Origin of the sequence: Marinobacter koreensis (assembly GCF_023156285.1) — a bacterium.
In the GTDB taxonomy this organism is placed as follows: domain Bacteria; phylum Pseudomonadota; class Gammaproteobacteria; order Pseudomonadales; family Oleiphilaceae; genus Marinobacter; species Marinobacter koreensis.
Window position 1 is genome coordinate 404,691 of sequence record NZ_JAKZAJ010000002.1, and the last position, 14,087, is coordinate 418,777.

The 14,087-nt window shown below is 60.6% G+C and carries 10 protein-coding genes; 7 read left to right on the forward strand and 3 right to left on the reverse strand.

Features of this window, described 5'->3' with window-relative positions; genetic code table 11:
- Positions 1 to 2 precede the first annotated feature (2 nt).
- The 7 genes from MLD04_RS06940 to MLD04_RS06970 all read left to right on the forward strand — a co-directional run bounded on the left by MLD04_RS06940 (position 3) and on the right by MLD04_RS06970 (position 12,285).
- Positions 3 to 7,541: an Hpt domain-containing protein gene (locus tag MLD04_RS06940; protein ID WP_248156115.1), complete on the forward strand. Its 7,539-nt coding sequence runs from the start codon at positions 3 to 5 to the stop codon at positions 7,539 to 7,541.
- Complete coding sequence (locus tag MLD04_RS06945; protein WP_248156117.1) at positions 7,541 to 8,593, forward strand: chemotaxis protein CheB; 1,053 nt, start codon at positions 7,541 to 7,543, stop codon at positions 8,591 to 8,593. Before MLD04_RS06940 ends, MLD04_RS06945 begins: the two co-directional genes overlap by 1 nt.
- An 11-nt stretch (positions 8,594 to 8,604) precedes the next feature.
- A complete protein-coding gene (locus tag MLD04_RS06950) occupies positions 8,605 to 9,066 on the forward strand; it encodes a chemotaxis protein CheW (protein WP_248156119.1) in 462 nt (153 codons plus the stop codon).
- 69 nt (positions 9,067 to 9,135) lie between these two features.
- Positions 9,136 to 9,627: a Fur family transcriptional regulator gene (locus MLD04_RS06955; protein WP_248156121.1), complete on the forward strand. Its 492-nt coding sequence runs from the start codon at positions 9,136 to 9,138 to the stop codon at positions 9,625 to 9,627.
- Positions 9,620 to 10,408: a zinc ABC transporter ATP-binding protein ZnuC gene (gene znuC, locus MLD04_RS06960; protein WP_248156122.1), complete on the forward strand. Its 789-nt coding sequence runs from the start codon at positions 9,620 to 9,622 to the stop codon at positions 10,406 to 10,408. The genes MLD04_RS06955 and znuC overlap by 8 nt, the downstream gene beginning before the upstream one ends.
- Entirely contained in the window at positions 10,395 to 11,204 is an 810-nt protein-coding gene (gene znuB / locus MLD04_RS06965; protein ID WP_248156124.1) for a zinc ABC transporter permease subunit ZnuB, read from the forward strand. Before znuC ends, znuB begins: the two co-directional genes overlap by 14 nt.
- Positions 11,205 to 11,283: 79 nt before the next feature.
- The gene (locus MLD04_RS06970) at positions 11,284 to 12,285 is read left to right on the forward strand and encodes a PAS domain-containing protein (RefSeq protein ID WP_248156126.1); all 1,002 of its coding nucleotides are present in this window, start codon (positions 11,284 to 11,286) and stop codon (positions 12,283 to 12,285) included.
- On the opposite strand, the gene MLD04_RS06975 is transcribed toward MLD04_RS06970, so the two are convergent.
- The 3 genes from MLD04_RS06975 to MLD04_RS06985 all read right to left on the reverse strand — a co-directional run bounded on the left by MLD04_RS06975 (position 12,282) and on the right by MLD04_RS06985 (position 13,879).
- Positions 12,282 to 12,530, reverse strand: a complete 249-nt coding sequence (locus tag MLD04_RS06975; RefSeq protein ID WP_248156134.1) for a CDGSH iron-sulfur domain-containing protein — start codon at positions 12,528 to 12,530, stop codon at positions 12,282 to 12,284. The genes MLD04_RS06970 and MLD04_RS06975 overlap by 4 nt on opposite strands.
- A 73-nt stretch (positions 12,531 to 12,603) precedes the next feature.
- Positions 12,604 to 12,840: a thioredoxin family protein gene (locus tag MLD04_RS06980; RefSeq protein WP_248156136.1), complete on the reverse strand. Its 237-nt coding sequence runs from the start codon at positions 12,838 to 12,840 to the stop codon at positions 12,604 to 12,606.
- Between the two features lie 22 nt (positions 12,841 to 12,862).
- Positions 12,863 to 13,879 carry a permease gene (locus tag MLD04_RS06985; protein ID WP_248156138.1) on the reverse strand — a complete coding sequence of 339 codons (1,017 nt, stop codon included), beginning with the start codon at positions 13,877 to 13,879 and terminating at the stop codon, positions 12,863 to 12,865.
- Positions 13,880 to 14,087: the final 208 nt, after the last annotated feature.

Here is a 14,087-nt window from a genome sequence, read left to right on the forward strand (position 1 = left end):
TTATGGGCAATCACCATGACAGCATCGCCCTGGACTGGGTTCGGGGCGAAATACAGGACACGCTGACCCAGGGCCAGCATGCCCTAGAAGCGTATGTCGAGAACCGTGACGACACCGCGCGCCTGCGCTTCTGCCTGAATTATCTTCACCAGGTCCATGGCACCCTTCAGATGGTGGAGTTGTACGGTGCAGCCCTGCTCACCGAGGAAATGGAAAAGCTTACCCAGGCCCTCCTGAACGAATCCGTCACTAATGTCGACGAAGCTGTTGACGTTCTGATGCAGGCGATTCTGCAGCTGCCCCAGTACCTGGAGCACCTGACGACCAGCCGGGATGATTTCCCGATGGTACTGCTTCCTTTGCTGAATGACCTCCGCGCCGCACGCGGTGAATCCCTGCTTTCGGACACCTCCCTGTTCAAACCGGACCTGAGCCGCGCACAGATCCGGGTCACCAGCAAGTCGGCTCAAAGACTGCAGGACCCAAAGGTCCTGGGCCATGTCCGCAAGCTCCGGCAGATGTACCAGTTTGCGCTGGTGGGAGTGGTGCGGGAAGAAGACCTGACCGCCCAGTTCGAGTACCTGCAAAAGGTGATCGCCCGCCTGATCCGTTTATGCCAGAAAACCCCTCAGGGCGAACTGTGGAAAGCGGCCGGAGCCTTTATTGAAACCCTGCAGGCACAGGTGAACCCGGTCAATGCCGCCGTCAAATCGCTGCTTCGCGAACTGGACAGTGAAATTCGCCGACTGATCGATGAACACGCCACCATCCTGCAGGAGCCGGCGGCCGAGGCCCTGCTCAAACACCTGCTGTATTACGTGGCCCGAGCCCGGGATCTCGACTCCCCTCAAGTTGTCGCTATCCGGAACGATTACCAGCTGAACGACGCGCTTCCGTCCGTTGACGATGTCGACGCCGCTCGCACCCGAGTGTCCGGCCCCGGCCGGGAAGCGATCCATTCCGTGGTCAGCGCCCTGAATGAAGAGCTGGCCAAACTGAAGGATCAGCTGGACCTGTTCGTACGATCAGAACAGCGCCAGAATGCCGAGCTCGAGGAGCTCCTGCCCGGGTTGCGCCAGGTGGCCAACACCCTGGCCGTCCTGGGACTGGGCATTCCCCGGAGAGTGGTCAGCGAACAGGTCGAGTTGGTGGAGAAACTCTCGGCCCAGGCCGATCTGGTCGACGATGGCACATTGATGGACATTGCCGGGGCACTGCTGTACATCGAAGCCAGTCTGGCCGGTCTCGATACCGACCGGCAGACGGATCAGCAGGGAGAAGAGGACACCGGCAGACTCCAGCCTGGTTCCCGTGAACTCGGGGAGGCCAGCTCCGCACTGCTTCGGGAATCCCGGAATACGCTCGAGCAGGTCAAATCTGCCATCGTGAACTTCATTGCATCCCAGTGGGACACCCGTGAAATCGAGCATGTTCCTGGCCTGCTGCACAGCATCCGTGGCGGCCTGAGCCTGATTCCTCTGGATCACGTTGCCGACATGCTCGCGTCGGCGGAGCGCTACATCACCGACGTTCTGCTGGGCGGAAAGCAGGTACCCGACTGGAAGCAGCTCGACACCCTCGCCGACGCGGTAACCAGCATCGAGTACTATCTTGAGCGACTTGCCGAAGGGATCGGAGAGAATGATGGCGTTCTCAGGGTAGCCGAAGACAGCCTCGCTTCGCTCGGCTTCCCCATTGGCAGTGAGCCCACCTGGCAGGCCGACACCGAAGAGCCGGAGCTGCCGACGCTGGAAGACACCACGCCGGAGCCCGCCCCCGAAGCAAGCTCCAGCAAGGGCTCGGACGACGAACTGCTGGACGACGAGATCCTGGGCATTTTCGTCGAGGAAGCCGGCGAAGTACTCGAAACCATCCACGAATATTACCCCCGTCTGCGCCAGGATCACGACGATCGCGAAGCACTGACGGAAGTCCGCCGGGCGTTCCATACCCTCAAGGGCAGTGGCCGGCTTGTGGGTGCTACCAGCATTGGCGAACTCGCCTGGTCCATCGAGAACCTGCTGAACCGGGTCATTGACCAGACCATCAAGCCCACCGATGACCTGTTTACCCTCATCGACGAAGTGAACACGCGGATTCCGGCGCTCATCCGCGAATTCCAGGACGGGCATTCCGACGGCGATGTCCAGGCCTTGATCGAGCGGGCCGAAGCCATGGCGGACACTCGCCGTGCAGACACCGAACCGTCCCCGGAAATGTCCGGACCGGCGGAGGAAGCATCGTCAGAGGCTGCTGAGGCCGAAGTCCCGGCGACCGAAACCGACACACCGGCCGGTGCGGATCAGGCAGCAGAAGACGATGACGACCTGATCGACGATGAAATCCTTGAAATCTTTATAGAGGAAGCCGGCGAGGTACTCGATACCATTCGCGAATACCTGCCCATGCTGCTGCGCCAGCACGACGACCGAAGTGCTCTGGCAGAAGTCCGCCGCGCGTTCCACACCCTCAAGGGCAGCGGTCGCATGGTAGGCGCTTCCGTCGTGGGTGAACTGGCCTGGTCGGTTGAGAACATGCTGAACCGGATCATCGACGGCAGCATTTTCATGAACGATGACATCGCCCGATTACTTGAGGATGTCACTGGCACCCTGCCGGAACTGGTCGAGGATTTCGAAAAACGTCGCGCCCCCTCCGTGGATACCTCTGCCCTGGAAGCCAGGGCCAAAGCTCTGGCCAACGGCGAAATTCCGGATGCCAGCGATATGCCTGCCGGGGAAGCGCCGCCACAGAATCTGTCCGAGGCGAGCACCGAAGAAGCAACCGAAGAAAGCCCTGAAGATCTGGACGATTCGGAGGTGGACCCGGTTCTGCTGGATATTTTCCAGAGTGAAACCGAAACCCATCTGGCGACACTCAAGGATTACCTGGCTGCAGCTGGCGACAAGTCCTCCGTGTCCTATACCGACGACCTGTCCCGGGCACTGCACACTCTCAAAGGCAGTGCGCATACTGCCGGCATCGAACCGATCGCCCGTGTGATCACCCCCCTGGAACGGTTCGTCAAGGAATCCCGTGCCCAGAACAAGCGTGCCGACCAAGACGTTCTCGAACTGATTCAGCAGGCCTGTACCTTCCTGACCCAGGGACTGGCCCAGATTCGTGAAAATCCCCAGGCCCCTCTCGAAGGTACCGACGAATTCCTCTCCAGGCTGGAACAGATTTCGGAAGCCACGTTGCACGCGGCCAGAGAGCCAGATGCCGAAGAACCGGCCAGGCAGGAAGAATCCCAACTGGTTCTGCTTTTCCTGAACGAGGGCCTGGATATCGTTCTGGATGCCGATCGCATCCTGGGAAGCTGGGCCGAGAATCCGTCTGAAACCGGGACACTGCGTCAGTTGCGTGACGAATTGGACCAGCTGACCCTGGGTGCGGCCGATGCGGGTCTTCCGGATGTGTCGGCACTGGCCGGCGCATTACGCGATGTCTATGCCACCAAGGCAGATCAGACCACGGCGCCGGACGAGGCGTTCTTTACGATTGTCGAGGACGCCCACGAGCAACTGATCAACATGATGGACCAGGTGGCTGCAGGCCTGGCCACGGAATCCGACGACAACCTGCTGGCCCAGCTGGAAGCACTGGCAGAACCGGTCCCAGAGACAGCTGATGACGAACCGGAACCCGTTCCGGAAGAACCGGATGCGTTCGATCAGGAGTTTACCGGCGATCTGGAAGAAATCGATCTGAGCTTCGACATGGACGAGCTCGAGTCGTCTGGAACCCCGGAATCCACATCGGACACGCCGGAACCCCCACCCCTGCCGGAAACCAGTGAATCCGATGAAGAGCTGGACCAGGAACTGGCGGAAATTTTCCTGGAAGAAGCCCGGGAACTGGTCGACAGCACCGCTGATGCGCTCCATAACTGGAGTGAGGATACCGCCAACCTGGACATTCTGCGCCTGCTACAGCGGGATCTTCATACGCTGAAGGGCGGCGCCCGACTCGCCGACATACCGGCCGTTGGCGACCTGTCCCATGAACTGGAAAATCTCTTTGAAGGTCTGACCGAACAACGACTTTCGGTGAATGATCAGCTGTCTGATCTGCTGTTCCGGTGCCACGACCGCCTCGCTGGTATGATCGAGGCCCTCGAGGCCAGCGAACCTCCGAGACCGGCGCCGGATCTGATTGGCGAAATCCGCAGCTACATGGATAACGCCCAGGGCGCCCGGGCGATTACCGACGTTCGCGAGGCCGAAGCTGAGCCGGATGTACCGGAGGAAACGCCGGTCGAGAGCGAGGACAGCGGAGAAGTTGTCGCCGCCGAGGAGCCGGCGTCCGAGTCGGCACCGGACCTGTCCCATCTGGATCCGGAACTGGTCGGCATCTTCCTTGAAGAAGCCTATGACCTGATCAACTCCACCGGCAGCGCCCTGCACACCTGGAGCGAGAACCCGTCGGACACCACTGTCGCCGGGGAGCTTCAGCGTGATGTCCACACCCTCAAGGGTGGCGCCAGAATGGCAGGCGTGGAGGCCATCGGTGACCTCAGCCACGTGCTCGAAGACCTTTTCGAGAGAGTGGCGGACGGCCGGCTGGCGGCGTCTGAAGACATGACCGACCTGCTGTTTGCCTGCCATGACCGTCTCGCGCAAATGGTAGAGCAGGTTGCGACCCAGAAGCCCTGCCCGCCCGCAACGGATCTGGTTGCCCAGGTAGAGGCCATCATCCGGGGCAAGGCCCCGCAGCCATCGGCTGAAGCTCCGGAGACGACCGAACCCACGCTGAACGAAACCCTGCAGACCGCCAGTGACGACGATCTGATCGGCATTTTCCTGGACGAAGGACTGGAAATACACGGGGCGATCAGCGAGTGCCTGGCACAATGGAAGGACGAACCCGAGGAACTGTCCGGCGTTACCCGACTCCAGCAGGAGCTCCATACCCTCAAGGGCGGCGCACGCCTGTCTGACGTCGATGCCATCGCGGATCTCGCGGAAGTCTGGTCCGACGCCCTGGATCCGCTCATTGGCGGTGCCAACAACCAGCAGGCGCTTCTGGCGCTGAGCGAACGCGCCAACGGCCAGCTCAAATCCATGCTCGAGGCACTGGAAGAAGGCAACACGCCCGAGGCCGCATCAGAACTGGCAGACGCGTTCCGCCTGGCGGGCGAATCCGCTGGCCCCGAGCAGGCAGAGTCTGCCGAAACCGAATCCGGGACCACGGCGGAACCGGTCGATCCTGAAGTGCTGGAGATCTTCCTCGAGGAAGCCGGCGAGATCATGGACCAGCTGGAGCAGCTGCTCGATGACTGGCGCAAGGAGCCCGGCAACCACCACTTCAATCAAGAAGCCCAACGGGCCCTGCATACCCTCAAGGGAGGTGCCCGTCTGGCCCAGCTGACCGAGCTGGGCGACAAGGCCCACGCGTTCGAGACCCGGTTGATCGACCTCGGCGGCAACAGTCCGGACGAGTCCCAGTGGCAGGCCATCACCGCTGACCACGATGCGATCATCGAACTGGTGAACCGCATTCGCCAGGGCTATGAAGGCGCTGCAGAAGTTCCGCCCAGCCCGGAAGTACCAGTCGAAGAGCCCGAGGCGAAGGCACCGCCCGAGCCGGAAGCAAAGGCGCCAGCAGCCGCTGAAAAACCAGCCGCCCCCACCCCGGAGCCGCCGAAAAAGCCCGAGGCCAAATCGCCTGCGCAGCCCCGGAAGAAGGCGCCGGAAGTGCAACGGGTTCAGGAAACCATCCGCGTATCGGCGCCGTTGCTGGACGAACTGGTCAACCTGGCCGGTGAAACCAGTATTACCCGCGGCCGTCTCGAACAGCAGACCAGTGATTTCGGGCACACGCTGGAGGAAATGGCGGCGACGATCGAACGTCTGCGGGAACAGCTGCGGCGTATGGAGATTGAAACCGAGGCCCAGATTCTGTTCCGTGCCGAGCAGGAACACGGCCCGGACTACGGCGACGACTTTGACCCGCTGGAAATGGACCGTTACTCGTCGATCCAGCAGTTGTCACGGGCATTGACCGAATCCTCCTCGGACCTTGCGGACCTCCGGGAAACCATGTCCGATCGCGTGCGCGATACCGAAACCCTGCTGGTGCAGCAGTCGCGGATCAATACGGAGCTTCAGGAAGGTCTGATGAAGACCCGGATGGTTCCGTTTGCCTCAATGGTGCCTCGCCTTCGCCGGATCGTGCGACAGATCAGTGGTGAATTGGCCAAGAAGGTGGATTTCGACGTCCGTAACGCCGAAGGCGAAATGGACCGGAACATCCTGGAGCGCATGGTGGCTCCGCTGGAACACATGCTCCGTAATGCACTGGACCATGGCATCGAGACACCGGAAGACCGGAAGAAAGCCGGCAAGCCTGAAACCGGCGAGGTCATCCTGTCGCTCACCCGTGAAGGCGGCGACGTGGTCCTGCGCATGATCGACGACGGCAAGGGCATCCCCTCATCCGTCATTCGGGACAAGGCGATCCGCCAGGGCATGATGCGGGAGGACGAAGAGCTCAGCGAACGGGAAATCCTGCAGTTCATCCTTCAGCCCGGCTTCTCGACCGCCGAAAAGGTCACCCAGATCTCCGGTCGCGGTGTGGGCATGGATGTGGTCGCCAGCGAAATCAAACAGCTTGGCGGCAGCCTCGACATCGATTCGGTCCTGGGCCAGGGCACGACTTTCACCGTCCGTCTGCCATTCACGGTATCGGTAAACCGGGCCCTGATGGTGTCCACCGGCGAAGACTTCTACGCGATCCCGCTGAATACCATCGAAGGTATCGTGCGGGTCAGCACCTACGAGCTGGAGGAGTACTACAAGCCGGAAGCGCCGATGTACGAATACGCGGGCCAGGAATACCGGCTCCAGTATCTCGGCAGCCTGCTCAACAGTGACCATCAACCGAAGCTGCAGGGTCAGGCCCTGCCGCTGCCGGTGATTCTGGTGCGTGGCGCCGAGCAGCCCATGGCCCTGCAGGTGGACAGCCTGATGGGCAGCCGGGAAATCGTGGTCAAATCTCTCGGGCCCCAGTTCAGTTCCGTCCGGGGTGTCTCCGGTGCCACCATTCTTGGTGACGGCAACGTGGTGGTGATCCTCGACCTGCCGGCCATGATCCGTTCCGACATCCTGTCCGAACGCCAGCGCCTGGCGAGCCTGGAGAAGGCCCGCGAAGCTGCGCGTTACGAACAGCAGGTTACCACCGTTATGGTGGTGGACGACTCGGTCACCGTCCGCAAGGTGACCTCCCGCCTGCTGGAACGGAACGGCATGGAAGTCATCACCGCCAAGGACGGTCTGGATGCCGTCGCCCAGCTTCAGGACCACAAGCCGGACATTATCCTGCTGGATATCGAAATGCCGCGAATGGACGGCTTCGAAGTGGCCAGCTTTGTTCGCCACGACGACAACCTGCGGGAAACCCCGATTTGCATGATCACCTCACGGACGGGGGAGAAGCACCGGGAGCGTGCCCTCGCCATTGGTGTCAACGAGTACCTTGGCAAGCCGTTCCAGGAAACCGAGTTGCTTGACACCATCAAACGGCTGACCGGGACCGAGTGATGACCGGCCAGTCTGGCCGGCCCAGGGTCGGGATCGTATCGGACGTGGTCCTCCAGCGACATCGGTTGCAGGGGGCCACGGCCAAGTTTGGTCTGGAGATCTGCTTTTCCGGCGATCCGGAGCGACTGCAGGATTACCCCGAATTCCCCGAAGCCAGCCTGTGGCTGGTAACACTGGAAGACGAAGCGGACCATCCGGTCCTGTTCGACCACCTGCTGGAGAACACCGACGCACCGGTCCTGTTCGGTGTCGACCAGGCGCCCCGGCCTGGCAGTACCGATTACTTTCGCTGGGAACGTCGCCTGCTGAGCAAGCTGGAACAGCAACTCGGACACCTGGAAGAACTGGATTCCGAGGACAGCCTCGAGCAACTCGAGGAACAGGCGCCGGCGAAAACCGACGCACCGGCCCTGCCACAATGGATCCCGCCGGCGGCACCCGGTTCCATTGCCGAGGAGATCTGGATCCTCGGTGCCTCATTGGGCGGTCCGGCAGCGGTAAAAGCCTTTCTCGACAACCTTCCACCGGGACTGCCCGTTGGCTTCGTCTACGCCCAGCACATCGATGGCAATTTCGCCAACGTGCTCACCCGTGTGCTCGGCCGACACGCGCATTACACGCTGAAGTCCGCTGAAGAAGGCTATCGGGTCAGGAACGGCGACGTGGTCATGATGCCCGTCGAGCGCGAGTGGAAAATCGACAGCACCGGATGCCTGACCGAAATAAACAGTCCCTGGCCCGGTCCCTATGGCCCCTCCATCGATCAGGTTCTGCTCAATGTGGCCGATCATTACGGCGGGCGCTGCCATGCTATTCTTTTTTCCGGCATGGGCAATGACGGCGCGATCGCCGCGCCGATGCTGAGAGCCTTTGGCAGCCGGATCTGGGTTCAGGAAAGCAACAGCTGTGGCAACAGCTCCATGCCCGATTCCGTTGCCGCAACCGGGTGCAGCAGCTTTAGCGGAACCCCCGAAGAGTTGGCAAAAGAACTGGTCAAAACCATTGAAGAATCCTGCCTGATCAAAGGTCGGCAGAAACGCGATTCCGCCTGAGGACAGAAGCGATGAACGATAACAGCCACATTCTCTCCTGCGTCATGATTCCGGTGAGCGGGCGGCAACTGCTCCTCCCGAACGTTTCGATCGCGGAGGTGGTGGATTACGCCAGCGAAGATGCCGGCTCCCGGACTCCGGACTGGCTGGTGGGCTATCTTAACTGGCGCGGCCTGGAACTGCCGGTGATCTCCTACGACGCTGCCAACGGTGAGAGCCTGACCATCCCCGGAGACAATCGCGGACGGATCGTCGTGCTCAACACCATCGGCGAACACCATCAGGAGACGCCATTCATGGCGCTGGTCACCCAGGGTATTCCCAGCCAGTCACGACTGTCCGAGGCCGAAGTCCACCGGGTTGACGGCGAGACCGGTCCCGCCGACCTGATGAAGGTTGAGGTGGAGGGAGAATCCGCCTGGATTCCGAATCTCGAATACCTGGAATCCCTTGCCCACGAGTCTCATCGCTGAGAAAGACCACCGTGATGGCTCCCCCTTCGGGAAATGTTATAATGTTTCAAAATTTCCCGGAGTTCCGCCATGGCCAGCCGCGCCCTTGCCTATCGCCCGCATGATCACGAGGTCTGTGTTACCCATGCACTCGAGCATGCCCGCTCGGTCTGCCGCCAGCAAAACGCCCGCCTGACTCCGATCCGGCAACGGGTACTGGAACTGATCTGGCAGTCCCACAAACCCCTCGGTGCCTATGACGTGCTCGCCGAGCTGGCCAAAGACGGACAGAATGCGGCCCCGCCTACGGTTTATCGCGCCCTCGACTTTCTTCAGCAACAGGGCCTGGTCCACCGCATCGCGTCGCTTAATGCGTTCGTGGGTTGCACCCACGCTGGCGAGCATCACAGCGGGATGTTCCTGATTTGTCGTCAATGCCGCACGGTTCTGGAACTGGCCTCCCCGGAGGTATCCGGAGTCATTACCGAAGCGGCGCAGGCGCAGGGCTTCCTGCCGGAGGAAACAACGCTGGAAATCGCCGGTCTCTGTCCCCGATGCCAATCGGGAGGCGTTCATGACTGATCCTCTGGTCCGGCTCGAGAAGGTTTCGGTCCGTTTTGATGGTCGACCGGCCGTTCAACAGGTCAATCTGAGCGTACATCGTGGCGACATTTTCACCATCATCGGCCCGAACGGCGCGGGCAAGACCACCCTCATCAAGGCCCTGGTCGGACTGCAACCGGTCACAGAGGGGTCCGTGGAACGGGCCCCGGGCCTGGTCATCGGATACGTTCCCCAGCAGCTGCAGATAGAGCCGACACTGCCACTCCACGTCGGTCGATTCATGTCCCTGAGCGGACAGCCGGAGGCGGAATGCCGGCGGGCACTGGAACGAACCGGCATCGGCCACCTGATGGCCTCTGAAATCCATCACCTGTCCGGCGGTGAGCGACAACGACTGTTGCTGGCAAGAGCGCTCGTCCGGCGACCGGACCTGCTGGTTCTGGACGAACCCGCCCAGGGTGTGGACATCAATGGGCAAGCGGCCCTCTACAATCTGATTCGCCAGTTGCGGGATGAACTCAATTGCGGCGTCATCATGATTTCCCACGACCTGCATCTGGTCATGGCAGCCACCGACAAGGTGATCTGCCTTAACCAGCATGTTTGCTGCAGCGGCTTTCCCGCCGATATTTCCCACGATCCGGCATTTATCGACACCTTCGGCCATTCGGTCGCAGAGTCCCTGGCCGTCTATCACCACCACCATAATCACAGCCACGACCTGCACGGCGACGTTGTTTCCCGAAGGGCCGCTGAGCCTGCTGCTCACGGAGCTCACTGTAACCATGACCATCATTGATTCCGTGCTGAATGACTTTTTCTGGCGGGCGCTTCTGGGCGGGTTGGGAATCGCACTGGTCGCCGGGCCCCTGGGCTGTTTCGTGGTCTGGCGCCGGATGGCCTACTTTGGCGACACCCTGGCCCACTCGGCGTTGCTCGGCATTGCCCTGAGCTTCCTGTTCAGCCTGCCCCTGAATCTCGGAGTCATGATCGTCTGCGTCGTGTTGGCCCTTGCCCTGGTCAGTCTGAGCCGCACCCGGGCCCTGGCCACCGATACCCTGCTGGGCATACTTGCCCACAGTGCTCTGGCGATCGGTCTGGTGGTACTGAGTTTCATGCCCCACGTAAGAGTGGACCTGACCGGATTGCTGTTCGGCGACCTGCTGGCCATGAGCCGCCAGGATCTGCTGTGGATTTACCTGGGTGCCGGCATCGTGATCCTGCTGTTGATCAAACTCTGGGACGGCCTCCTGATGAGCACCATCCACGAGGAGCTGGCCCGAGTGGAAGGCGTGCCGGTCGAGAAACTGCGACTGGTACTGATGCTGATGTTTTCACTGGTGATCGCAGTCGCCATGAAAATGGTCGGTGTGCTGCTCATTACTGCGCTTCTCATCATTCCCGCCGCAACCGCGCGGCGCCTGGCGAGGACGCCGGAGCACATGGTATTCCTGGCGATCGCGTTCGGATGCCTGGCGGTTGGCGGCGGCCTCACCCTGTCCTGGTATATGGATACGCCGGCGGGGCCGTCGGTAGTCGTCACCGCATTTCTGGCGTTCCTGTTCACCTATGGCACCACCCGAAAAGCCGCCTGATTGCCTTTCACTCCATCAACGGCTGGTTTAAGGTAAGGAAACTGAAGGGTGAGAGGATCTGCCTCCAGGGAGCACACGCATGGAAAGCCGTTCAGACAGGAGCAAGCGGGCCGGCTTGTGGCCCGGGCTGTGGATCCCTCTGGTCATTCTCGTAGGGGGCCTGATCGTAACTGGCGTCGCCGCCCGTACCGAGGCGGAACAGGCCCGTCAGCTTGCAGAAGCCCGCTACCAGGCCGAGCATCAGGCGCTGGTCAATCGATTGCTCGCCATCGCCCCGGATTACCTGGAACAGGGGGCTCCGCCCTCGATCTGGTTGCCGACGCTGTTCGATAGTGGCCTGCCCGCCGGGCTGGGCCTCAGAATCGACACCCTGCAAAGACACACCAAAGTGCCGTTGCTTCAGATCGGAGTGAACGGACAAATGGATCCCACCCGGACCCTGCGTACTGAAATCCAGCCGGCGGGGCAAGACTGGATGGTGACGACCGTGCCGAACCAACCGCTGCTCGGCGCGGCCGCACGTGAAGCCAGCGCGACCATCTGGCTGGTTGGCCTGATGATCAGTGCCACAGCCGCCGGCCTTTCCTTGCTTCTGTGTCGACGACTCCATCACCAATCCCGCAGCCTTCGTGAATTCCAGTCCCTGTCCGCTGCCGCTCAACAGCGTATTTCAACACTGCAGGTCGAGAAAAATGTTCTCAGGCAGGCACTGAACGAGAGTGAGGAGCGCAGCCGGGACCTGGTGTCGCTCTCCGGTGCCATGGTCTGCGAGCTGGACGAACACGGCGTCATCGGGTTCGTTTCCGCTCAAAGCGCTGACCTGCTTCGGGAAGCGCCCAGCGACCTGACCGGGCGCCGGTTTGTGGAGCTGATCCGGCCGGAGTTCCGGGACAATTTTGAAAAAACGCTCGTGGCTTCACGACAGGAGCGACAGTCTGAACGGATCGACCTGATACTGATCCATCGACATGACGAGCGGGGGTTGCCGGCCACGATCCGGATCAAGGCACTCACAGATCCTCTCCATGGGCTGACCGGCTACCGGCTAAGCGCAACGCCCGGAACTCCGGAGAGGGGTTAATCAAGGGTTTTGTGGCGACCACTGCACATCGGGGGTGACCCCGTCTGTTTACAACCGCAGAACCAGACCCATTCGGTCTTTTCGGCGGTGTATTTGACCGGACTGAATGAGGTTCCCTTGTGGGAGCCATCACAGAAGGGTTGCGTGTTGCTGCGCCCGCAGGCGCACCAGAAGTAATTCCTGCCACCCTCAACCTCAATCGCGTATGGGCTGGGTTTGGCAATGACAGGCTGCTCGTCGGACATGGCTCCTCCCGGTTCGCCATTGATATCGAACCAGTATAGCAGCCCATCCCACAGGCCTTTGTTTCTTCAATAATCAGCCCTGGAGCCAGGATACGATCTGCTCGCGGCGGGGAATCGAACCGGAGTGCACGACTTTGCCATCCACGGCGACACCCGGGGTCGACATCACCTGATATTCCATGATCCTGGCCGGATCCGTTTCCTTCACCACTTTCACATCCACACCCAGTTCGCTGGCGACCCGCTCAATGCTCTCGGCGGTTTTGACACACTTGGCACACCCGGTACCCAGCACTTCGACAAGTTTCATGACGCTCTCCTTTACTCGAGATTTAATGTCCCACCATCAGCCAGGGGCCAACCAGGTTGATGACCCAGCCCACTACCATGAAATTCGACAACAGGATGACGAAGATCAGCAGAAGCAGGCGAAAGGTCATGACCTGCTTGAGCATGACGAATTCCGGGAAGCTCGCGGCCACGGTACTCATGCAGAACGCAAGCGTCGTACCCACCGGCAATCCCTTCATAATCAGGCTTTCCATGACCGGTATGACACCCGTGGCATTCGAATACAGGGGCAAACCGGCGACCACGGCAGCCGGCACATTCCACCACTGCCCCGACCCCAGGTTGGCAGCAAACCAGTTATCCGGCACGAATCCGTGAAGCGCTGCACCCAGACCCACACCGATCAACACCCATTTCCAGATCCGGCCCACGATCTCGGCGAGTTCCTGTTTGGCGAATTGATGCCGCTCGGCAAGGGTGAGGCGTGGCGCTTCGGGAACCTCGATCGTGCCAGCCCCTGCTTCCACCTCAGCCGCCGCCTTCTGGTATGCCCTGGCCGCGAAGTCCTTCAGCCAGCGCTCTCCCCGGAGTGTGTCCAGTAACAGGCCACCGATCATCCCGACGGCCATGCCTACCACCACGTACGCCAGAGTGAACTTCCAGCCAAGGAGCCCCCAAAGCATGATCACGGCCACCTCGTTGATGATGGGCGAGGTAAACAGAAACGCCATGGTGATCCCCAGCGGAATGCCGGCGCTGGTGAATCCCAGGAACAGAGGTATCGATGAGCAGGAACAGAAAGGGGTAATCGCACCGAAGCCAGAGCCAAACAGATATCCGGCAAACCGGTTCCGCCGTTGAATATAGGCTCGGACACGCTCCAGGTTCAGGGAGGCGCGGATCAGGGCAATCACGTAGATCATGGCCACGAGCAGGAACAGGATCTTGGTGGTGTCCTCGATGAAAAAGTGCACAGAGGCACCGATCTTCGTGTCCGGACTCAACCCGAATACGTCGTAACTGAGCCAGTTGGCCAGAAGAGTAAAGATTTCAAACATGACAGACACCGGATCCTGAAGGTGCAATATGAGCAAGCCCTCTCACTTATATGCGCTAAATCGAATATAGTAAAGTACAGAACCGCTAAAACCTGATCCGAGTCAATCCGGCACGAATTCTTTATTTACTCTGTCATTTCGGTTTACGAGCGGAACGGTCACACTATAGAATACCGCCAACAGATATTCGATTTGTCATATATACAGC

Coding starts and splice junctions, on each gene's coding strand:
- MLD04_RS06940 (WP_248156115.1), top strand. CDS start 3: ATGGGCAATCACCATGACAGCATCGCCCTGGACTGGGTTCGGGGCGAA.
- MLD04_RS06945 (WP_248156117.1), top strand. CDS start 7,541: ATGACCGGCCAGTCTGGCCGGCCCAGGGTCGGGATCGTATCGGACGTG.
- MLD04_RS06950 (WP_248156119.1), top strand. CDS start 8,605: ATGAACGATAACAGCCACATTCTCTCCTGCGTCATGATTCCGGTGAGC.
- MLD04_RS06955 (WP_248156121.1), top strand. CDS start 9,136: ATGGCCAGCCGCGCCCTTGCCTATCGCCCGCATGATCACGAGGTCTGT.
- znuC (WP_248156122.1), top strand. CDS start 9,620: ATGACTGATCCTCTGGTCCGGCTCGAGAAGGTTTCGGTCCGTTTTGAT.
- znuB (WP_248156124.1), top strand. CDS start 10,395: ATGACCATCATTGATTCCGTGCTGAATGACTTTTTCTGGCGGGCGCTT.
- MLD04_RS06970 (WP_248156126.1), top strand. CDS start 11,284: ATGGAAAGCCGTTCAGACAGGAGCAAGCGGGCCGGCTTGTGGCCCGGG.
- MLD04_RS06975 (WP_248156134.1), bottom strand. CDS start 12,530: ATGTCCGACGAGCAGCCTGTCATTGCCAAACCCAGCCCATACGCGATT.
- MLD04_RS06980 (WP_248156136.1), bottom strand. CDS start 12,840: ATGAAACTTGTCGAAGTGCTGGGTACCGGGTGTGCCAAGTGTGTCAAA.
- MLD04_RS06985 (WP_248156138.1), bottom strand. CDS start 13,879: ATGTTTGAAATCTTTACTCTTCTGGCCAACTGGCTCAGTTACGACGTA.